Annotated in this window: 15 protein-coding genes; 5 read left to right on the top strand and 10 right to left on the bottom strand. The window is 52.8% G+C overall.

Translation table 11 applies throughout. The annotated features are described in order from the left end of the window. Positions 1–58: 58 nt before the first annotated feature. Entirely contained in the window at positions 59–1,036 is a 978-nt protein-coding gene (locus KO216_RS04565; RefSeq protein WP_309547350.1) for a hypothetical protein, read from the bottom strand. Between the two features lie 520 nt (positions 1,037–1,556). Here KO216_RS04565 and KO216_RS04560 point away from each other — a divergent pair. Next, the gene (locus KO216_RS04560) at positions 1,557–2,837 is read left to right on the top strand and encodes a hypothetical protein (RefSeq protein ID WP_215523107.1); all 1,281 of its coding nucleotides are present in this window, start codon (positions 1,557–1,559) and stop codon (positions 2,835–2,837) included. A gap of 2 nt (positions 2,838–2,839) precedes the next feature. Then, entirely contained in the window at positions 2,840–4,291 is a 1,452-nt protein-coding gene (locus KO216_RS04555) for a hypothetical protein (protein WP_215523106.1), read from the top strand. Between the two features lie 119 nt (positions 4,292–4,410). Here the strand turns inward: KO216_RS04555 and guaA are convergent, their stop codons facing one another. Next, positions 4,411–6,003 carry a glutamine-hydrolyzing GMP synthase gene (gene guaA, locus KO216_RS04550; RefSeq protein WP_215523105.1) on the bottom strand — a complete coding sequence of 531 codons (1,593 nt, stop codon included), beginning with the start codon at positions 6,001–6,003 and terminating at the stop codon, positions 4,411–4,413. 155 nt (positions 6,004–6,158) lie between these two features. Here guaA and pta point away from each other — a divergent pair, with 155 nt between their 5' ends. Beyond that, positions 6,159–7,673, top strand: a complete 1,515-nt coding sequence (gene pta, locus KO216_RS04545) for a phosphate acetyltransferase (RefSeq protein WP_251451855.1) — start codon at positions 6,159–6,161, stop codon at positions 7,671–7,673. Between the two features lie 22 nt (positions 7,674–7,695). Further along, positions 7,696–8,886, top strand: coding sequence for an acetate/propionate family kinase (locus KO216_RS04540; protein WP_215523104.1), 1,191 nt, complete (start codon positions 7,696–7,698; stop codon positions 8,884–8,886). Positions 8,887–8,989: 103 nt separating this feature from the next. Here KO216_RS04540 and KO216_RS04535 read toward each other — a convergent pair whose 3' ends face one another. The 8 genes from KO216_RS04535 to KO216_RS04500 form a co-directional block, all read right to left on the bottom strand. Beyond that, on the bottom strand, positions 8,990–10,276 hold the full coding sequence (locus KO216_RS04535; protein WP_215523103.1) for an FtsX-like permease family protein: 1,287 nt from the start codon (positions 10,274–10,276) through the stop codon (positions 8,990–8,992). Continuing rightward, a complete protein-coding gene (locus KO216_RS04530) occupies positions 10,269–10,985 on the bottom strand; it encodes an ATP-binding cassette domain-containing protein (protein WP_215523102.1) in 717 nt (238 codons plus the stop codon). Before KO216_RS04530 ends, KO216_RS04535 begins: the two co-directional genes overlap by 8 nt. After that, the gene (locus KO216_RS04525) at positions 10,969–11,418 is read right to left on the bottom strand and encodes a ribose-5-phosphate isomerase (protein ID WP_215523101.1); all 450 of its coding nucleotides are present in this window, start codon (positions 11,416–11,418) and stop codon (positions 10,969–10,971) included. Before KO216_RS04525 ends, KO216_RS04530 begins: the two co-directional genes overlap by 17 nt. 27 nt (positions 11,419–11,445) lie before the next feature. Continuing rightward, positions 11,446–12,171 (bottom strand): glycerophosphodiester phosphodiesterase family protein, encoded by a 726-nt coding sequence (locus tag KO216_RS04520; RefSeq protein ID WP_215523100.1) that lies wholly within the window; start codon positions 12,169–12,171, stop codon positions 11,446–11,448. Further along, positions 12,162–12,983: a M23 family metallopeptidase gene (locus KO216_RS04515; protein WP_215523099.1), complete on the bottom strand. Its 822-nt coding sequence runs from the start codon at positions 12,981–12,983 to the stop codon at positions 12,162–12,164. Before KO216_RS04515 ends, KO216_RS04520 begins: the two co-directional genes overlap by 10 nt. 226 nt (positions 12,984–13,209) lie before the next feature. Continuing rightward, positions 13,210–14,880, bottom strand: a complete 1,671-nt coding sequence (locus KO216_RS04510; protein WP_215523098.1) for a hypothetical protein — start codon at positions 14,878–14,880, stop codon at positions 13,210–13,212. Between the two features lie 270 nt (positions 14,881–15,150). Next, positions 15,151–16,194 (bottom strand): hemolysin family protein, encoded by a 1,044-nt coding sequence (locus KO216_RS04505; protein ID WP_215523097.1) that lies wholly within the window; start codon positions 16,192–16,194, stop codon positions 15,151–15,153. Further along, positions 16,187–17,545 carry a hemolysin family protein gene (locus tag KO216_RS04500; protein WP_215524051.1) on the bottom strand — a complete coding sequence of 453 codons (1,359 nt, stop codon included), beginning with the start codon at positions 17,543–17,545 and terminating at the stop codon, positions 16,187–16,189. The genes KO216_RS04505 and KO216_RS04500 overlap by 8 nt, the downstream gene beginning before the upstream one ends. Before the next feature lie 237 nt (positions 17,546–17,782). On the opposite strand from KO216_RS04500, the gene KO216_RS04495 reads away from it, so the two are divergent. Further along, complete coding sequence (locus KO216_RS04495; RefSeq protein ID WP_215523096.1) at positions 17,783–21,508, top strand: multifunctional oxoglutarate decarboxylase/oxoglutarate dehydrogenase thiamine pyrophosphate-binding subunit/dihydrolipoyllysine-residue succinyltransferase subunit; 3,726 nt, start codon at positions 17,783–17,785, stop codon at positions 21,506–21,508. Positions 21,509–21,586: the final 78 nt, after the last annotated feature.

Raw genomic sequence — 21,586 nt, 5'->3', positions numbered from 1 at the left:
AGCATTACGCTATCCGGGTAGGTGAGGGTATCTGATAATTACTGGAAAACTAGCGAGTTTAGTTATCGAAAAGCCGCTTTAGCTCCTGTAGGTCATCGACCTGATTTTGGATACTGTCCTCCACGGCAGCCTTTGCGCTCTCTTTGACGGCATAAGTCCCGGTAGGAGCCGCCAACATCCCAATTACTAGGGAGGCACATAGCGCCCAGATAGTAAAGAAAACGGCGTGCCGCATCTCCGGACTTTTATCTTGCGGATATAGCTCTTTTAAGCTTCCGAAAATCAACAGCTCCATAATCAGGAAGGAGGCCGATAGCAGCACCTGTAGGACCGCTATTAATACGAAAGTCAAAACTGGGATCGGTAGCAGGGAAATCAAAAACATTAATGCCAACGCGAAGGAGGGCATCACCAGACCCGTTGCCACTATCGAAGCTACCTGGGTAAATGAAATTGCAGTGGGCTTGTTGCGGGCTGCTGCAAATGCTAAGGCCGCCCGCAGAATTACTACCGCGAATGCCACGAGGGTAAACACCACAAAGCAAAGCAACCAATACCCAAAATATAGGATGCTATAAGTTCCATACCCCGAGGAACCTAGCAATCCAAAAGAAAAAATATCGGCGCTACGGGCTAATAACACCGAAGAGCTAAGTCCCGCGAGCAGGGAAAATAGCAGCATCATTACCCACCACCAGTGTTTCAACTGGAAGTTGGCTTTTACCCGGACTTGGCCTTCAGATTTGTGCAGTCCCACAAAAGTAGGCCAAATAGCTTTTAACGCGAGGACAAAATCGTTAGAGGATTTCCGGGGCTGCGGATAACCGGGAAAGTTGGCTGCGTAAGGTGACTGGACCCCGGCCGGGGTTGCGGACGGATAGCCCGCCTGCGGATACCTCACCATTTCTCCCTGGGGTGCCGAAGCTGACGGAGGAAGAGGCTGTGGCATTCCGGCTACCCCTTGTGGCGGGTAAGGCGGATACCCAGCGGGCGGAATCGGTTGCTGATAATTTCCCTGCGGAAATTGAGGATTCATTCCTGCTGGTGGAGCGGGCGGAAGTGGAGGATTCATTCCCCTAGCTGGCGCTGATCCCTGCGGAGCCCCCGGAAACGGAGAAAAAGAGCTGTTCGCAGGACCAGAGTTAGCACCGGAGGCAAGCCTAGTTTGGGATTCGTCCGGTTCCTGAGCTTGTTCATCAGGCTGAAAATGGGGTGAATTACTCAATGTATTTCCTTTCATACTATTGCAATACCCAAATTCTAGCATCGTAAATTTCATCGAGCAGAGCACTTGCAAATATTAGTCCACTCTCCCTAGGTCAGCTTGTACGCTACTCATTCCCCGGCTCTCCGCTCGCACTATTTTCGTCGATGCAATCAATGCGGAAGATAAATACTTAGCCCTTTTTCAATAGGACCTTCGCAGCAGTTTTTACGCCGGACGCGACAACGGTCAGTCATTCCGAATTTAGAATGACTTGCGGTCAGAAAGCTGCTCAGAACCCTATCCATTGTGGGATAATCACCATGGATTACGAGTGGAGAAAGGCGGGACGATGGGCTTGTTCGATAACGGCTCCGACCCAATAAAAGAGGTACAGAAAGCTGCAGCCGCTGCAGGAAAAGGAATCGCAAGCGTTGCCGAACAGGCATCGAATGCCGCTCAAAGCGCCGTCGAGCAGACGGGGCAGGCTATCGGGGACATTGCAGGCAAGGCAAAGGGCGCTGTTCAGAGCATTGGGGATGCGATCAAGGACGTCCCGGAGCCGAAGAGCTTCAAATACAACACTGAGTTTGCCGATGAGCGAAACGTTGACGGATCGCCCCAATCTCAAAGGCTAGCTCCGGAACATATGGCGAAAATGCTTGGAGATGTGGCTGAAGGAGCCGCAAACGCTGCAAGCGTGGCAGCGGCCGGTGCCCAAGGCGCTGTCGCCGCCGTCGCAGGTAAAGCGGGGGAAATCGCCGATGGGGTCAGGCAAGGCGTCGAGAATGCAAGGGCGAAAGAACCGGATGAGTACGAGCTCGCCGTCATCGAATACAACCAAACCTATACCGATCTGAAATCGGGAGGGATCGAGCTCTACCAGTCTAGGCTGAGGAGCATCGACCTGCTGGATCTCGTTACCGACCTGGTGAACTCGATTGCGAACACGCCGAAGTCGTTCGTGGAAGATATCGAAGAGGTGTCACACAAAAAGCGAAGCTTCAAAGAGTCGGGGTCCTTCGCCCGCGAAGAGCTGGACTCGGCACGGAAATCGGCAGCCAGCGCTGGCGCCGGCGTCGCGGCAGGTATGGCCGTTGCCAGCATCGCCCCATCCGCCGCCATGTGGGTTGCCACAACTTTCGGTACCGCCTCCACGGGCGCCGCGATCTCTACGCTATCGGGCGCTGCCGCGACAAATGCGGCGATGGCCTGGCTCGGCGGAGGCGCATTGGCCGCCGGAGGCGGCGGAATGGCCGGCGGCAGCGCTTTCCTGGCAATGGCGGGCCCCATCGGATGGGGCGTCGCAGGCGCCACGTTGCTGACCTCCATCGCTCTCTTTGTGAAAAAGCAGCACGAGATTGCCAGGGAAAAGCACGAAGAGCTCCTGTCGGTGAAGCGGAACAACGAGGCTCTCAGGGAGACGTCCGCAGCAATCGGGGCACTTAAGATAAAGACCAATACCCTTCGAGAAGAGCTGTCCGGGTCCTTTATGTCCTCATGCCGCATGTACGGCGCCGACTACCTTTCCATCTCCGACGACGAGAAACTGGCCCTGGGTGCCTTGGTAAACAACGCAAAGTCCCTGGGCAGCCTCATCGTCGAGAGGGTGGCCGCCCGGGACGGTGAATAGCCATGAACGCAGAGAAGGTACTCAAGAGCTCCCAGGAGCAGGCCATAGCCGCATGGGTCGGATTGATCAACCAGTTGAGAATCGATGACCTTATCGAGGGGCTCAACCGGCAAAATAAAAACCTCGATTCCGCAATGGGGTCCATGAACTGGGCGCTCGAGAAGATCGAGAACCTCGTCGTTGCCAACAGGGGCGGCGGCAAGGGCGTCCATGGCTTCATCGCCGAGGTGGCCGAATGCGGATTAGAGAATGCGCAGAGCCTCGTCCGCGGCGATAAACCGGTAATGGAATGGGTGAACGACAACGGACCCGCCGACCTTGTGCGCAACGGCGTCCCCATACAGGTCAAGTTCGTGAACGCCGGCGGCAAGTTTTCCCTGGACGCAGTGGCCGCCCATTTGAGAAAGTATCCCGATTTCCTCGACAAAAACGGCGTCTACCAAATCCCGAAGGACCATCTCGAGGCAGTGCGCTTCCTGTACGAGATGCCCAAGGAGGAAGCAGCCAAGTTGGTGTCCTCGGATGGCGGTCCATCCTACTCAACTTGGAAGAGCATTCATGAGTTCTTCGACTCAAGCGGGTTCAGCATCGATGATCTGGAAGCCTCTAAATTCGAGTACTCGGAGGTCCAGAAGAACGTTATCGCCGACAAGATGGCCGAGGAGAAGAGCAAGCTAGCGGACGAGAGCGAACGAATAAAGAAGGGCATCTACGAGGATCACAAGCCTACGCCCAAAGAGGGTGCGAAGGCTGCGGCGGCTGGCGCCGTTCTGGAGGCAGGAATGACATTCGTCCTCTCAGTGAAGCGCCACCTTAGGAACGGGAAGCGTATCGGCGACTTGACCCAAGAGGACTGGGATGAGATTGCCAAAGATTCCGGCATGGGGCTCGTCAAGGGCGGGGTTCGCGGCGGAGCTGTTTACGGGCTAAACAACTACACGGCAACACCCTCAGCTGTCGCAAGCGCACTGGTAACGGCATCTTTCGGTGTTGCTGACTGCGCTCACAGGTTCCGTAACGGCGAGCTTACGGAGATCGAGTTTATAGAAAGCTCCGAAATCGCGTGCCTCGATGCGTCCGTGAGCGCGTTCTCAAGCTTCCTGGGTCAGACTATTATCCCGATCCCAATCCTGGGCGCCCTTATCGGCAACGCCGTAGGCACGACTATGTACGAGCTAGGAAAAGACTTCTACAGCAAACAAGAGGCGGAGATCCTCGCGCATTACGCTCAGGAGCTGGAGGCCCTCGACGAGAAGCTCGATGGCGAATACGCCGCATGCATCGATGATCTTCGTGAGAATATGAGCACATACATCAGCCTCCTCGGAAAGGCTTTCTCCCCGAATCTCGCGATGGCTTTCTCCGGCTCTATTGAGTTGGCGACAAGCCTTAATGTCCCGGACGGCGAAATCCTGCACACGCGGGAGGAGGTCGACGATTTCTTCCTGAATTAACGTCAGTCAGGTTAGAGAAATAACGGCCGAGCGAAATCGAACCGCTCGGCCGTTTGCTGTCTAGAACGGATGAATCTCCTGTATCGGCACCAAAACGCGATTCCAGAAGCCAGTTCTAGCTATTCCCACTCGATGGTCCCCGGGGGCTTGGAGGTGCAATCCAACACCACCCGATTAATCTCGGGAACATCCCCGGTGATCCGGTTAGTAATCCGCTCTAACACCTCGTAAGGCAGTCGGAACCAGTCGGCGGTCATCGCGTCCTCGGTAACGACTGGGCGAATCACAATCGGATGCCCATAGGTACGGGCATCGCCTTGCACGCCTACGCTGCGCACATCTGCCAGCAAGACCACCGGGCATTGCCAAATCTGGCGATCTAGCCCAGCAGCGGTCAATTCCTCACGAACTATCAGGTCAGCGGCACGTAAAATATCCAGGTTCTCTTTGGTCAGCTCCCCAAGGATTCGCACTCCCAAGCCCGGACCGGGGAAAGGTTGGCGCCACACCAGATTATCCGGCAACCCCAGCTCCGTTCCCAGGGCGCGTACCTCATCTTTAAACAGGCTACGTAGCGGTTCAATCAACTCGAAAGACAGATCATCGGGCAATCCCCCTACGTTGTGGTGGGACTTGATATTGGCGGCGCCTTCTCCCCCGCCAGATTCCACGACATCTGGATATAAAGTTCCTTGCACCAGGAACTTTATTTCTTCTCCGGCTTCGCCAGCTTCTTTAACCAGGGCGCGCTGGGCATCCTCGAAGGCGCGAATAAATTCCCGCCCAATAATCTTGCGTTTTTCTTCCGGATCCTTTACCCCAACCAGAGCTTTGAGGAAGCGTTCCGATTCGTCAACGGTGACGATTTTTACCCCGCTAGAGGCCGCGTAGTCACGTTCTACTTGTTCCCGCTCGCCAGCCCGCAGCAAACCGTGGTCTACGAAAATACAGGTCAGTTGATCGCCTACTGCCCGGTGCACTAGGGCGGCGGCAACTGAGGAATCCACTCCCCCGGACAGCCCACATATCACCCGCGCATTTCCAACCCGCTGGCGAATCTGCTCAATCTGATGCTCTTGGATAGAGTGCGAATCCCAGTTAGGCTCCAGACCGGCTGCTTTGAACAGGAAGTTCTTGATTAGCTGGCTACCGTATTCACTATGACGCACCTCGGGATGCCACTGCACCCCCCAAATGGGACGTCCTTTAACTTCGAACGCCGCAATCTGTGCCCCCGGTGAACTGGCCACTACCTGGGCCTCTGGGGGCAGCGCCTTGGCCTCATCATTATGCGACATCCACACCACTTGCTGGGCGGGCGTATCCGCAAACAAGGGACAGTCAGTAGCGACTTTAGCTTCGGCCTTGCCGTATTCATGACGCCCCGCGCTCGCGACCTTGCCCCCCAACATCTGGGTGAGCATCTGGAATCCGTAGCAGATTCCTAAAACTGGAACTCCGCTATCTAAAAGCTGCGGATCGATATGCGGAGAATCGTCTACATATGCAGAATTCGGCCCCCCGGAAACGATTAATGCCAGGGGTTTTCTTGCCAAAATCTGTTCGGCAGATAGCTTCGGAGAAACAATTTCAGAATACATATGGGCTTCCCGTACCCGCCGCGCAATCAACTGGGCGGTTTGCGCACCCATATCGAAAACGAGGACAGGACGAACCCAATTAGGACTTGATTCATTCACGTATCCCAGCATACCGGGATTTTTGAAGGTAGGGGTCTTCAACAGATCGCTGAACTTTTAACCAAAAAATCTAGAAATTCTTGTTATATACTGATTGTTTACTATCACTTTACCTGATAGCCTGGCTGTGGAGATACTGAAAAAGTAGCAGAAGGGGAAGGTCACCAATGAACAAATCCTATTATCTAGCTCCTTTACAGGCAGATACTGATACCGAGAGTGTCGCTAAATCCTTAGCGCAGCTTCTGGGAAATTCCCCGATCCATCAAGTTTTTAAAGAAGGATTACCTTCGCCAGAAGAATGGATTCTCAAATCTGAACAATCGGCGCAGCAAGTAATTGATACTTTTAGTAACGCTGGGGATGTCCTCTATGACGGTACCTACTCGGCTACATCAGCCAGTCTAGATATCACCGAGGTTCACGCCCACGCCGCCGCTCACCTGCTGGCACCCATGATTTTATTGATCGACGCTTCCGGGATGGATGAGGAAGCCGCCATCAATGCCAGCCGTATTATGGCGTTAACTGCTTCTCGTCACGGGGGCACTCCTGCGGGAACAATTTTAATCAACGCCACTTTCACCCCTTCGGTAGGCTTGGAGCATGCTCCGGTAGCCACGGTAAGCGGATCGAAAGTAGACGCCGCTGACCTGGAAAACCTCCGCCCGATACTGCAAAATCCGCCGCGTGTTGCCATCCCTCCACTTGCCTATCAGGGGATGCTTACCGAGCGGGCTAAAGCTGCCCCGCGCACTATTGTGCTGCCCGAATCTGAAGACGATCGGGTACTGCAGGCAGCTGCGCAGATTCTAAAACTGTCAGCCGCGAAAATAATCCTTCTGGGTGAAGAGGGCGAGGTGGCCGCCCGCGCTCAAAAACTCAAGCTTGATTTAAGTGGCGCTAAAGTAGTTTCTTTAAGTGATGAATCCCTGATTGAACGCTATGGTCAACGCCTAAGCGAATTAAGATCCGACAAGGGAGTTACCCCGGAAAAAGCACGCGAACTGCTAAAAGACTCAGCCTACTTTGGCACTATGATGATCGAATGCGGCGACGCCGATGGCATGGTGTCGGGAGCCTGCCACACCACCGCAAATACCATCCGTCCCGCCCTCCAGATTATTAAGACTAAGCCCGAGGTTTCCACCGTGTCCGGGGCTTTCCTAATGCTGTTTTCTGATCATGCGGATCTATATGCCGATTGTGCGGTTTCGATTAACCCTGATTGCAATCAGTTAGCCGATATCGCCGCTTCTAGCGCCAAAACCGCTGCCCAATTTGGTATTGACCCTAAAGTCGCCCTGATTTCCTATTCCACCGGAGATTCTGGCAGTGGAGAAACCGTTACTAAAGTGGCTGAGGCCGTCAAATTGGTGAAAGAAAATCACCCCGAGCTGGCGGTGGATGGCCCCTTGCAATTTGATGCCGCTATCGACCGGAAAGTTGCCGCCACAAAGCGCCCCGACTCTCCGGTAGCTGGGCAGGCCAGCGTATTCGTGTTCAACCATCTTGATGTTGGAAACTGCGTATACAAGGCCGTGCAGCGCACCGCCGGAGCCGTCGCAGTCGGACCTATTTTGCAGGGATTAAATAAACCGGTCAATGACCTCTCGCGCGGAGCATTGGTTGCCGATATTGTTAATACCATCATTATTACTGCCATCCAGGCGCAGGAATAATCCCCTAAAGGAGGAGGAAAGTATGGAAAACGATACCATCCTGGTGATTAACTCGGGTTCGTCATCAATTAAATACAAGCTGATTAACCCGGAAAGCGGGGAAGAAATAGCTTACGGAGTCGTCGAACAAATTGGCGAGGATCGCAGTCGCATCAAGCACGTCTATCAGGATAAAGAAAAGAAAATGCGCCAGCCAGTCCGTGACCACCTAGAGGGAATGGCGGTTGTCGAAGACCTTTTTGAAAAAATCGGTCCCTCCCTTGAAGATTCCCAGGTAGTCGGGGTAGGTCACCGCATCGTGCAAGGCGGCCCCTATTTTTCTGGACCAGCCGTCATCGATAAGACCGTGTACTCCCTGATTGAGGAACTCTGCCCCCTTGGCCCCTTGCATAATCCCGCGCATTTGAAAGGGATTGATGCTGCTAAACGAATCCTGCCCAAAGTTCCGCACGTGGCGGTATTCGATACCGCCTTCTTTAATCACCTCCCAGAAAAGGCCTACACCTACGCCCTGAAACGATCGGTTGCCGAAAAATACCGGATTCGTCGGTACGGTGCGCACGGTACTTCCCACCAATACGTTGCCCACCGAGTGCGTTCTATCTTGGGCACCTCCGATCTAAAACAGATTGTTTTACACCTTGGAAACGGGGCGTCAGCATCGGCGATTATCGGTCATCACCCGGTGGAAACATCCATGGGACTAACCCCGTTAGAGGGACTAGTCATGGGAGGACGCACCGGCGATATCGACCCGGCAGCAGTGTTCCACCTGTACCGGGAAGGCAAGATGAGTATCGATGAAATCGATGAACTCTTCAACCGGCGCTCCGGTATGAAAGGCCTCACCGGCCATAACGATATGCGTGAGATCTGGAAGCTAATCAAAGAGGGAGATGAGCAGGCCTCAATGGCGATGGAAATCTATCTGCATCGTCTGGTCAAGTACGTAGGTGCCTATTGGGCAGTCATGGGCGGGCTAGATGCTCTCACTTTTACTGCCGGAGTTGGCGAAAACGATCCCGGGGTTCGCGCCGGACTGTGCGATAGCCTCGCCTTTATGGGAGTGAAAATTGACCCGGAAGTCAATAAAGAACATTTCTCCCGCGAAGCAATCATCTCTACCCCCGATTCAACGGTAAAGGTACTGGTAGTTCCCACTAATGAGGAGCTTGCGATTGCACAACAGGTGTACTCGCTAGTTAAGTTATAACCAAAAAAACTCTAGCTGTTCTAGAGGGCGGGGATGGGGCGTTTGCTATCCCCGCCCTCTCTTATAGCGCCAGGTATAAAGGTTTTAATCCCGGGTTTATTCTCTATCTACCTATTATCGGCCGCTGACTTTTCCGGGTATTTTTCAACGCCCGGAGCATTGCTAATACGCAGCACAAAACCCCGAGGGCAGCCGCTAAAGCTAGGAAGAATAATACGATATGAGGCGCACCAGTATCGGGACTAATGATGATTTGTTGCAGAGCGTAGCCAACTATAACGCCCGCGGCACTTCCACCTATCCCCAGTAATATAGCTTGAGCTGCTAAAACTTGGGGAATTAGATGAGGGTAAGCGCCAACACGTCGTAGCACTTGAAAACTCTCGCGTTGTCTAAACACCAGACGGTTCATGGCCGGCAGGTTAAGGAAGAATAGTCCCAGTAGGTAGACTGCCACCGCGGGTAAGAAAAGCAAGGTGCGCTGGGCGAAACTAATCGCTTCAAAATCCCAATATGGCTGATCGTAAATGTTGATAACCCGCAAATGCGCAGTATTCAACCTGCTTCTTTGTTCTGGAGATATATCAGTATCCGCTAATACCTGGAAGGAGTAAATAAAGTAAGGGTATTTCTTTTCCTGGTCGTTAAGTTTAGCGAATGGCCAGCTAGGTCTAACTTCCTGATTTTCTGAGCCAGCGGAGGATTTAAGGAAACTATTTTTTGCGTTTGTCGCCAATCGAAACTGTTGCCAATGGCTGTGCGGTGCCGAAAAAATCCCCACCACCCGATATTTTCTATCCTTTAGGCAAGTGTTAGCAGAGCAGATTTTACTGCCGAAAGTTTCCTCCCCCACTTTTAAGGACAACTGTTTCGCGGTTTTGCGACTTAAGGAAATTTCGTCAATTTTAACCGGATTTTTCCCTTTTACCACCGTATCTGCAAGCGGATCTAAAAGTTGCCAGTTTCCAGCCAGCCCCGCAAGATCTGCGCGATCTGCCTGAGAGCTGGCAGGCATAAACTTTCCCGAGGCGAAAATCAGAGGTTCCAGCCGAGTTTTGCCTAGAACATTTACGAGATCTTGATTGTCGGGAATAAAAGGATTTGCCCCTTCCCCGATTTCCCATTGCCGCTGTCCGTCTACAGTTGAAAACTCGAGACCGTCCACTTGTTGCCAAGTGAGCTTCGGACGGTACACCACCGCGGCGCTGGCCGCCGGAAAAACAGCCTCTTGAGGAGAAGCCACCATCGGATCCCGGGTGACCTGCGAGATCGTGACCACAGTCATGAGACAAGAAGCTATTGCAACCAGAGTAAATACTAACCAGGTATAGCGAGCATTACGGCTGAGACCTTTGTAAGCCAATCTCCAAGTCAAACCGGCTCTAGTCATTATCCTGCTCCCCTACAGCTACCGTTGCGGACTGAATTTTCAAGGAGCGATCAGCGAAACTTGCTAGTGATTCTCGTTCGGTAAGCAGCAAGCAAGAACCGCCCTTTTCCACTTGCTTGCGCAGCAGATCCAAAATCTGCTCTCCCTTTTCAGGTTCTAGTTCTAAATCTGGGTCGAAAGCTAATATCAGTTTCGCTCCCCCGAGTCCGGCTCTGGCTATCGCCACTTTTTGCTGGTTGAAAACCCCTAGTTGATGGGGATAGTGATCCCCAATTTCAGAGGCGCGAACATTTGCTAAAGCTACCCCAGCGCGTGAAAGCGCCTGTTGGTGATGAATCCCAGAAAGTTCATAAACCAGCGCTATATTTTCGGCGACAGTTAACCCACCCACTAGGTTTCCCGAGGGCATTACTATGCCGACCTTTTCTCGCCGCAACCAAGCTCGCTGCTGGGGACTCATTTCCCCTAGATCTTGTCCCTCGATTTCAATACTGCCCGATTGGAGATTATCCAGACCGGAAATCAAGTTTACTAAGGCGGTATTGACGGGAGCTGAGGCAATAACTGCCAGCATCTCACCCGGCCTAACCGTGAATGTTACCCCCGCCAGCAGCGGTTCCCTGCTTTTATCCCCAGGGTAATAAACCTCGTTCAGACACGCCCTGGGGATTTCTAGATGCTTGACTGGGGAACTATTTTTCCTGTTCATATTGGGTCATTAAATCAATGCGCCGCTGATGACGCTCATCCCCGGAGAATGGTTCCGCAATGAAAGCATCAATTATGGCCAGCGCCTGGGAGGTTTCATGCATTCGCGCTCCCACAGCCACAATCTGAGCGTTATTGTGTTGGCGGGCTAGCTTAGCGGTTTCCAGACTCCAAGCCAGAGCTGCCCGGATTCCCTTAACGCAGTTTGCTGCTATCTGTTCTCCGTTGCCTGATCCCCCGAGTACCACTCCCAGGGAGCCCTCATCTGCGAGGACGGCTTCGGCACAGGGAATACAGGTGTTGGGGTAGTCATCTTGGGCATCATATTCTTTAGCCCCGTGGTCGATTACCTCAAGACCTTGATCTTGAAGATGAGTAACCAATGCTTCTTTTAGGTCAAATGCTGCGTGATCGCAGGCTACATGAATTCTCATGCCTCAACTCTACCAGGGCGCGGCTAACTACATCGTGGAAAGCACCGCTTTTAGACGCGTCGGATAGTCAGTCATAATCGCGTCTACACCCAGGCGCGCCAGCTTCCGCATTTCTTGCTCATCGTTAACAGTCCAGGGCTCTACCCGAATTCCTCGCTTATGGTTCCAGGCAACAAATGCCCGGTCAACAATAGTGATTCCCCGCCACTTCAGGGGTACCTGAGCAAAGGCTCCCGAAATTTGAAGTAACTGGGTATCAGCAGTGCGGGCAGCGATAACTGCTTTTAAGACTTCACACGGCGACAGGGAAGTTTGTGCATAGGGATGCCGTTTTCGTACTTCGCGCAGGGTCTTAGTAGAAAATGAAGAAAAAACTACCCGCTCCCAAGCGTCCGCATCATTAACTGCTTGCAAAGCCCCCGGTAGGGCGCGAGGCTCTTTAATATCGACGTTATAGGCGAGGGTTGGGAAATCTTCCAGAGCGCTTTTTAGCGAAATCGGACGCTGACCTTGTGGGCCGCGAAGATCAAAGTATTCGCGGGAGGTAAGTTCCCCAACTTCACGCGAATCCCCCCAGGGATTTTTCAGCTGCACGTCATGTTGCAGGACTACGGTTCCGTCTTTGAGGGCGCGCACATCCGTTTCAAAACGGCTAACTTTCAAAGAGGCCGCATAAAGAATAGATTCCCGGGTGTTCTCAACGGTTTCCCCACCGCCGCCTCGATGGGCAATCACCTGCGGTTTTAATTGCATTTTTGCCCTATATACCGGAAGTTGTGGGATTCTAGCCAGGGAACGGCATCTATGTAGTTTTCTTCCTGATCTGGCATTATTTCAAAGTGCAGATGGTTACCGGTGGAATTTCCAGTTGACCCTACTGAACCGAGAGGGTCGCCAGCTTTTACTTTTTGCCCTACCGCGACCCTAAACGATCCATTCAACATATGTTTGTACTGTGAATAAACAATCTTGCCATTAATTGAATGTTTAACTCGGACTGCGTTTCCGCCTCCACCTAAAGGACCGACAAAGACTACTTCCCCATCGGTCATAGCGTGGATAGTGGTGCCGGCGGGCGCGGCAAAATCGGTTCCGGTATGCAGCTTGCGGATTCCAGAAATCGGATGGATACGCTCCCCAAAGGGAGAGGTTTGCTGGAAGGTTCCGCGCTCCAGGGGAAATAGGATTGCGCCCTCGTTCGCCATTAGTTCGGAGCCTTTATTACCAGAACCTACGTTAGAGAATTGGCACTGAGGATCCGCGCTCAAAATACGCGCGCGAGTATTGGCCGCGGGATCAGGTATCAACCCGGTCTCTAGGTCTCCACTGGCCAACTTATTCGGGCTCTCTGCCCAGCTCTTAGAGCCGTCTCCAACGGAGAGCACATGCGCGGTCATCAGTCCGGGTTTTTGAGCCTGCACAAATCCGGTGAGCGGAGCAACGATAGTAACGGTGGCTAACCCTAAAATCACCAGGGCGCGGGGAATGGCTGCAAAGCGCTGCAGCCGCCGCCGGCGTACGCGTTCTGCACGGCGAGAACCTCTAGGCGTAGCCGATTGCACCATACGTACTTCCTCCGGGAAAATTAACCAACCCTGAAATGATAACGAATTTGTAACATTTTATCCAGAACGGGCAATTACTATTGCGCCATATTCAAAACCGAAAGCATGCTCTAACCGTTTTACCGCCCCCAACAATGGCGTTAAGGCACGCTGCACAGAAGAGAGCTTTCTAGAAAACAGAAAGTTTGATTGGGAGGGCATCACCTATCCCTAGGACATAGCCCAGCTAGTCTGTATCCTCCGATTCATCAGGCAAAGCGCCGGTGGTTAGGGTCACAGAGTTTTTATATTTATCATCCGGGCTTTGCCAGGCAATCCATTTAACCTTAGTTGCATCGATCTTTAGAGAAGCTATATTTGGCTCCATCGTTAGGGTTTTCAAGCTTTTGCCGGTCAAATCCATCGCTAAAATTTCATCGGTAGTTTGTACATAGAACTGGTTGTTTAGGTAGTTAACATCTCCGAAGTGACTGTCTTGGTTATGCAAAAGCCGTTCCCACTGGGCGTGGTCTAATATCTCACTTACCTTCCCGTCGGTACCCACTAAAAATGCTTGGATAAAATCAGAACTGGTAACTAGTACGGATCCATCTTTAAACTGCCGAAAACGCGCCTTCTGGTAGTCCACATCGGAAGAAAACTTAGTCAAACTAGTAAGAGGAGTCATTTTCGCGTTAGTGGAGTTAACGATATACGTACCCCCAACGTAATTATCACCATCTAGTTCGCCCTCACAGCTATATAAATACAGTTCAGAGCTGAGCCTAAATAAAGCGAGGTCACCATCAGGGGGTGATGTCTCAAAATTGCAACTCGTCATCCCATTTTCAAAATCTAAGGGAAGTTCGAATATAACTTTATTATTATCAATTGAATAAAAACGACGTTTATCCGTAGCAATGGCATAGATATCATTGGTATTGCTGGTACGAACAACGAGCGTATATATACTGCCAGAGGCTTCCTGTAGCGCGGTAGCTTTAGCCTGCCCCTCAGTTATCGCCATAACTTGTATATGATATAGATTTGTCTCATCGGTATCAGATGGTTGCTGAGTAATCCATCTCTTGGCTACCGCAATACTTTTTTCTGACCTACCTAACACTTCGTAGTCATAATCTTGTCGATCATTTACCACGTTATCGGCCTCGGTTTGCAGGTCTATGCGGGGCTTAGCCGTACACGACGGCAACTCTAGTTCTTGGGCATAGAGGTGAACAGTTTCCGGAGAAGTTCCCACCGCCTTGGTAAGGATCGTATAAACCACAAAAACCGTCGGTTTATCCCCGTAGGTGGCAGTTACCGTAATATCGTTGTCGGTTGTCTTTTCTCCACCTTGAGCGGGCGAAAATTCGCATGCCGCTGCTCCCTCTTTCAACTGTGGAGTCCACACTTGAAAATAAAACTTGCGACTCTTTACCTCCCCTTGGTGCTCAATCTTTGTAACCATGGCTCCCCCCTGCCATCGCCAATTGGAATCATATTTATTCTCTCCACCCGTGAATTCCGCAGGCAGCTCCACTCGCGTAATCTCGGGAGTAGGGGTTTCGCTGGTGGTTTCGCTGCTGGGGCTGCTGGCGACGGTGGGTTTCGGTTTAGGGGAACCACTAACCGCCCAGGCAATCCCGGAAACCAAAGCAATAGCCGCTACCGCCCCAATAATCACCGTCAATAAAGTCTTTTTATTGCGATACCACTTTTCCGGCAAGTTCCCATCCCCACCGGCGTTACCCCCATTGGGAGAAGGCGGATAATAACTTGGAGCGCCCCCGCTTTTCCCGGGATTTGCCCCCGGGTAAACCGGCTGCTGCCACGACTGTGATTCATAGCCCGGGGCAGAACTTGCTGGAGGAGCCACCGGCGGTACGGGAGCTACCGGCGGTACCGGAGAGCCCACAGGCTGACCACTCCCCACAGGTGAGGCAGAGGCTCCTGCACTGTTTTGCCCCACCATTCTCGTCTGATCATTTCCTGGCGAAAACTGGCTATCTGGACGATATCCGCAGTTTTGGCAATAACCACTTTCGGCTGAAAACACACTCTGACAACGGGGACACCTATCCATAGCCACAGACTTTCTATTGATGGGAAAACAATATGATTACCCAGTATAACGAGGGACAGATATCTGCATTACGATTTTTAACTAAATGCTAAGGTCTTTTAGCTAGTTATCGTTACGCTGCATAATGTCGCGGACTTCCCCCACCAGCTCTTCCAGGATGTCTTCAAGGAAAATAGCCCCCAAGGTTTCACCGTTTTCCATTACCTTCGCCAAGTGAACCCCGGTTTTCTGCATTACTCTCAGGGCGTCCTCCACCTCTTCATCCGGGGCAACTTCAGGTAGGACGCGAATCCGCCAGGATTCTAGGGGAGCCTCGCGCGCGGCAACAGAATCAGCAAAAATCACGTCTTTAATATGCAAATACCCCAGCAGAGTCCCGGATTCATCGCTGATTGGGAAACGAGAAAACCCGGTTTTCGCCACCTCGGCCTCAAAATCAGCCGCCGAAAGTGGCCAGGTCAAAGTAACCAAGCGGTTGCGGGGAATCATTGCCGAACGTACGTCCTCTTTAGAAAACTCCAAAGTGCCAGATAGCAGCCCTAAGTCATCCCGCAAAGTCCCTGCCGCCGTGGATTTCTCGACAATCGCGGCTACCTCTTCAACCGTGAAAGATTGAGCAACCTCGGAGCGGGGAGTAACCCCCACCAGTTTCACGAACCAGTTAGCGGTGGAATCCAACGCATGCACAATCGGACGCACCGCGCGGGCAATCCGCACCATATGCGGGGAGATTACCAAGCAAACCCGCACCGCAGCTGCCACTGTGAGATTCTTCGGAATCATTTCCCCTAATAAAATATGGAGAAAGACCACTAGCACTAGCGCAAACACAAAGGCAATCGGGTGGGTGAGCGAAGAAGGCACCCCGAAGAATTTCAGAGATCGTACAATCAAATGGGCAAGGGCAGGTTCCGCAACCGCTCCCAAGCCGGTGGAAGCCAAAGTGATCCCCAATTGGGTTACCGCTAATACTAGCGAAACGTGTTCTACCGCCCATAGAGCTGCCTTGGCTCCTCGTTTCCCTTGCGCGGCAAGGGGCTCGATTTGTGAGCGCCGGGTTGAGGTGACTGCAAATTCTCCGGCAACAAAGAATGCGTTAGCTGCCAGCAAGATCAAAGCCACTAATAAAGCCAGCCAATCAGACATCCTGTTCGCCGCCTTTAATCCGGCGAAGATTTCTCGGAATTTGCGCATTTTCAGAAGTAGTTGGCTGGGCTGCCGCAGTTATTAAAACTTTTTCTATACGACGTCCTTCCATCCGCGCCACTGTCAAAGTGTGCGAACGCACTTTAACGCTCTCCCCCACCTGGGGAATCTTCCCCAAAATAACTAGCATTAACCCGGCTACGGTTTCATAAGGGCCATCATCAGGTAACAATACATCGATTTGGTCAGCGATTTCATCGGGGCGCAGATCCCCATCGACCAGCCACTTATTCTTTCCTTCCAGCCGGATTCCGCGCCGCCGCAGATCATGTTCGTCCGCCACTTCGCCTACGATTTCTTCAACTACGTCCTCTAGGGAAACGATTCCGCAGGTACCGCCGTACTCGTCGACAACAATCGCCATTTGCAAATTAGCGGCTCGCAGCTGCACTAAAAGCGGCGCCAAGCGTACGGTTTCCGGAACTCGAAGTGCTTCTACCAGCAGGGGTTGGGCAGTGACCGGCACATTTTTCCGCTTAGCAAAAGGCACCGCTACTGCCCGACGTAAATGCACCAGGCCGAGGATATCGTCCGCATCCTCCCCCAGTACCGGGAAACGAGAATGTCCCGTGCTCCGCGAAAGTTCCACCACGTCCTCGGCGCTTTGTCCGGCTTCTAAAGAATCCATCCGGCGCCGATCGGTCATCACATCCCGGGCGCAAAGTTTGCCCAAGCCCACCGAGCGGGTAAAAATCGTGGCAGTTGAAAGATCGAGGGTACCTTCTTCTGCGCTGTGACGCACCATCGCCGCCAATTCCGAGGCCGACCGTGCCGAAGACAGCTGCTCCATTGGCTCTACCCCCAGGGCGCGCACGACGTGGTTGGAAAGCCCGTTCAACACCGTGATTATTGGTTTAAATAAAAAGGTAAACCCTCGTTGCAGCGGAGTAACCCTCCGCGCCACTTCGAAAGGTTTCGCTAGCGCCAGATTCTTGGGGAACAGCTCCCCGAACACCATAGAAAAGGCATTGACCAGTACCAACGCCACCACCACTGCAATCGCTGTGGCCAGGGAAGCCGCCATTTTAACGTCCTGCAATAGCTCAGCAAATAACGCAGTGAGCGCATTTTGGGTGGTATATCCCAAAAGAATAGTGGTGAGAGTGATTCCGACCTGTGCCCCGGAAAGCTGGGTGGACAAGTGACGAAGAGATTTCAACACTCCCGCAGCGCCTTTTTCTTTACGTTTGGCTCGCCCTTCCACCTGGGCAGGATCTAAAGCCACCATCGAGAATTCAGCCGCCACAAATAGGGCGGTTCCGATGGTGAGCAACACGCCCAAAAGCACCATTAGCAGGTAGTAAATGCTCGCAGGCAACTACACCACCATTACCCGATAGTTGGGGTTAGGGCGCACAACAAACACCTCTTCAAGTAGGCAATCCGTAAGCTATTTTAATAGCAATCCACCAATATTAGTAAAGCCTAAATAAACTCTCTCAATATCAAGAGAAACGCTAGGACTTTAGAACTATTTAGGCTTAGTATCTTAGTGGACACTTTGTCACCATCCAGAAAAGGAAGCGCCATGCCCAATTCGGAAGATCAAATGGATCAGTCGGTAAGCCCGATCAACCAGGAGATCATTGATGAACTCTATGACAAATACTGCGCCGACCCCCTGTCGGTTCCAGAGGATTGGCGAGAATATTTCGCCGCTCTAGAGGCTCGCAATGCACAAATCAAGGATCCGGAATCCAAAACAGCTGAACCTCACCAGGTAACCCCTACGGGTTCCGCAGTTAGCGGGCGAGATGTTACCCGCTCAGACTTGCCTCCGGCTCCCCCAGTGGCAGCCTCGGAGCCAACTTCTCCCTACGTAGCGCGGGAAACTGCCCTCGACTTAGGACCCGGCGGTCCTGGCGGGGAGGAAGACCAGGTCGAACGGTTACGCGGAGTAGCCAAAGCAGTGGTCAAGAATATGGATGAATCGCTGAAGATTCCTACCGCTACCTCTGCCCGCGAGATTCCCGCCAAGTTGCTGATTGAAAACCGAAAGGTAATTAATACCCATTTGGCAGCCACCACCGGTGGCAAGGTCTCATTTACCCACCTGATTGGCTACGCCATTATTGAGGCGCTGGTAGAAATGCCGTCCATGAATGTTCGCTTCGAAAAGGACGAAGACGGGCGGGACTGCATCCGCAAGTTCGCACACGTGGGCTTCGGGCTAGCCATTGACCTTCCCAAGGAGGACGGTTCCCGTTCACTGATGGTTCCAGTCGTTCACGATGCCGACACTTTGAACTTTAAACAGTTCATTGATGCTTACGAGGACCTGGTTAAGAGGGCACGCGCGGGCGCCCTCAAACCTGCTGATTTTGCCGGCGGCACCGTCACTTTAACCAACCCGGGTACTTTGGGTACTAAACATTCGGTACCTCGCCTTATGGCCGGTCAGGGCGCAATTATTGGGGTGGGTGCTACCTCCTTCCCCGCCGAATGGGCTGGAGCCTCCCCCTCGCAACTTGCTAATGCGGGAGTCGGTCAGATTATGACTATGACTTCCACCTATGATCACCGGGTTATTCAAGGCGCAGGGTCCGGGGAGTTTCTGCGGATTGTCGAGCAAAAACTAGCTGGCCACGACGGGTTCTATGAGCGGGTATTTTCAACTTTGGGAGTCGCCCACGAGCCCTATCAGTGGGAGCGAGATTTCAGCTATGACGCGGTAACTGAGAAAGGTAAGCCCGCCCGGATTGCTGAACTAATTCACGCCTATCGTTCCCGGGGTCACTTGGCCGCCAACACGGATCCGCTGCAGCAGATTCTGCGCCGTCACCCCGACCTGTCTATTGGTTCTTACGGACTGAGCGTATGGGATCTAGATCGTGTCTTCCCCACGGGTGGATTTGCCGGTCGCGACACTATGAACTTGCGTGACCTGCTAGAACACCTGCGCGCCACCTATACTCAGGCGGTCGGCATCGAATATATGCATATTCAAGATCCGGTGCAACGCCGCTGGGTGCAAAACCGGATTGAGAAGCCGGCTAAGAAGTTTTCGAAGAATGAGCAGATGCATGTTCTCAGTATGTTGAACCATGCAGAAGCCTTCGAAACTTTCCTGCAAACCAAATATGTGGGACAAAAGCGTTTCTCGCTAGAGGGAGCAGAATCTCTGATTCCGCTGCTGGACAATATTCTGTTTAACGCTTCCCACGCAGGGTTGAAAGATATCACCATCGGGATGGCTCACCGCGGACGCTTAAATGTCCTCTCAAATATTGCGGGTAAATCCTATGGACAAATTTTCTCCGAATTTGAAGGCTACCTGGATCCGAACTCTACCCAGGGTTCTGGAGACGTCAAATATCACCTGGGTACCGAGGGTATTTATTCCGCTGAGGAGGGCGAGGGCGTACTAATATCCCTCACTGCTAACCCCTCCCACCTGGAGGCCGCTAATGGAGTGACCGAAGGAATCACCCGCGCCAAACAGGATCGCATGGGTGGAGGTAAAGAGGCAGAAGACCAGGTAATGCCGATTCTGATTCACGGCGATGCCGCCTTTATCGGTGAGGGCGTAGTCCAAGAAACCCTGAACATGTCCCAATTGCGCGGCTACCGCACCGGGGGAACCGTACACATTATTGTCAACAACCAGATCGGGTTCACTACCGGGCCTACCTCGGGACGTTCTACCCGCTACTGCACCGACTTGGCTAAGGGGCTTCAGGTTCCGATTTTCCACGTTAACGGGGATTTCCCGCAGGACGTGGTGAAGGTGGCGAAGCTGGCCTTCGAGTTTAGGCAAGAGTTCCATAAAGATGTAATCATCGATATGGTCTGCTACCGGCGGCGTGGACACAACGAAGGCGATGATCCCTCGATGACCCAGCCGGTGTTGTATTCCTTGATTGATCGGCTACCGACCACGCGCGAGGTTTATACTCGCAACCTGATTGGGCGCGGGGAATTGAGTGAAGAAAAGGCAGAGGAAGCACTGCAGGAATACCATGATGATTTGAACAAGATTTTCCAGGAAACCCGGGAAAAGAAAGAGTTCGACGCCGAAGAACATGACGATACTGCCAACCCTGGTGGAGATACCCGCTGGGTAATGCCCTCCTCGCAACAGCCCGGACAGGGGATGATGATTGGCTGGACCTCCGCGATTAGCCGTGAAGAAGTCGAAAGAATCGGAGATTCGCAGGTGCGGATACCCGAGAAATTCACTCCCCACCCCAAGATTATGAAGGTACTGCAAAAGCGGGAAACCATGTCTCGGGAGGGCAAGATTGACTGGGGTATGGGCGAGATGCTCGCCTACGGTTCCTTGTTAATGGAGGGCACCAATGTGCGCCTGGGCGGGCAAGATTCCCGCCGCGGCACCTTCTCCCACCGCCACGCCGTAATTCATGATTACCAGAATGGTCGCGAATGGACGCCGTTGAACTTCCTAACCGAAGATCAGGCCACGTTCCGGGTCTATAACTCTCCACTGTCCGAATATGCTCCCCTGGCTTTCGAGTACGGCTACTCGGTAGAGTCTCCGGAAACCCTCGTACTTTGGGAGGCACAGTTCGGGGACTTTGCGAACTGTGCACAAGCAGTCACTGACGAGTTCGTTTCTTCTTCTTTCCAAAAGTGGAATGAGCGTTCCGGAGTAGTGATGCTGCTGCCACACGGTTACGAGGGTCAAGGCCCTGACCATTCCTCGGCACGTATTGAGCGCTACCTGCAACTATGCGCCCAAGACAATATGTGGGTATGCCAGCCTTCGAATCCTGCGAACAACTTCCATATGCTGCGTACTCACGCTTACCGGCGCCCGCGCAAACCGTTGATTGCCTTTGAACCGAAACAACTGTTGCGACTAGCGGCAGCGGCTTCCCCGGTCGAGGACTTCATTTCCGGACAATTCCAACCGGTTATTGGCGAAGTCGATGAGCGGGTCAGCCAGCCTTCGCGAGTGATCTTGTGCACCGGTCGCGTTTACTATGACCTGGTGAAAGAGCGGGCAAAGCGAGATCGTTTTGATACCGCGATTGTCCGTCTCGAGCAGCTTTATCCGCTGCCGGTAGCCGAGCTCCAGGAAGTTCTGGGCGCCTGGGGTGATTTACCGCTCACCTGGGTACAAGATGAACCGGAAAATCAGGGTGCCTGGCCGTTCATGGCTCTGCATCTTCCGGCAGCAATCGGCAAGAGTCTGCAGGTGGTGTCGCGCGGCGAAGCCGCCTCTCCCGCTGCAGGCAATGCCAAGTTGCATAAAGCCGAGAACGCCGAACTAATGGAGAAGGCTTTCGCCTAGTTCAGTACCAAAAAACTCCTTGGGGGGTTGGATGACTAAAAGTCATCCAACCCCCCAAAAGTTTCTACCGCTAGGATT

This window comes from Varibaculum prostatecancerukia, from assembly GCF_943169825.2.
Lineage (GTDB): Bacteria > Actinomycetota > Actinomycetes > Actinomycetales > Actinomycetaceae > Varibaculum > Varibaculum prostatecancerukia.
The sequence above is the reverse complement of the archived record's forward strand: the minus strand, read 5'-3'. Positions and strand labels throughout refer to the sequence as shown.

Excerpts from the sequence above, each read along its gene's own strand:
- KO216_RS04565 (WP_309547350.1), bottom strand. The coding sequence starts at position 1,036 with ATGAATCCTCAATTTCCGCAGGGAAATTATCAGCAACCGATTCCGCCC.
- KO216_RS04560 (WP_215523107.1), top strand. The coding sequence starts at position 1,557 with ATGGGCTTGTTCGATAACGGCTCCGACCCAATAAAAGAGGTACAGAAA.
- KO216_RS04555 (WP_215523106.1), top strand. The coding sequence starts at position 2,840 with ATGAACGCAGAGAAGGTACTCAAGAGCTCCCAGGAGCAGGCCATAGCC.
- guaA (WP_215523105.1), bottom strand. The coding sequence starts at position 6,003 with ATGCTGGGATACGTGAATGAATCAAGTCCTAATTGGGTTCGTCCTGTC.
- pta (WP_251451855.1), top strand. The coding sequence starts at position 6,159 with ATGAACAAATCCTATTATCTAGCTCCTTTACAGGCAGATACTGATACC.
- KO216_RS04540 (WP_215523104.1), top strand. The coding sequence starts at position 7,696 with ATGGAAAACGATACCATCCTGGTGATTAACTCGGGTTCGTCATCAATT.
- KO216_RS04535 (WP_215523103.1), bottom strand. The coding sequence starts at position 10,276 with ATGACTAGAGCCGGTTTGACTTGGAGATTGGCTTACAAAGGTCTCAGC.
- KO216_RS04530 (WP_215523102.1), bottom strand. The coding sequence starts at position 10,985 with ATGAACAGGAAAAATAGTTCCCCAGTCAAGCATCTAGAAATCCCCAGG.
- KO216_RS04525 (WP_215523101.1), bottom strand. The coding sequence starts at position 11,418 with ATGAGAATTCATGTAGCCTGCGATCACGCAGCATTTGACCTAAAAGAA.
- KO216_RS04520 (WP_215523100.1), bottom strand. The coding sequence starts at position 12,171 with ATGCAATTAAAACCGCAGGTGATTGCCCATCGAGGCGGCGGTGGGGAA.
- KO216_RS04515 (WP_215523099.1), bottom strand. The coding sequence starts at position 12,983 with ATGGTGCAATCGGCTACGCCTAGAGGTTCTCGCCGTGCAGAACGCGTA.
- KO216_RS04505 (WP_215523097.1), bottom strand. The coding sequence starts at position 16,194 with ATGTCTGATTGGCTGGCTTTATTAGTGGCTTTGATCTTGCTGGCAGCT.
- KO216_RS04500 (WP_215524051.1), bottom strand. The coding sequence starts at position 17,545 with ATGGTGCTTTTGGGCGTGTTGCTCACCATCGGAACCGCCCTATTTGTG.
- KO216_RS04495 (WP_215523096.1), top strand. The coding sequence starts at position 17,783 with ATGCCCAATTCGGAAGATCAAATGGATCAGTCGGTAAGCCCGATCAAC.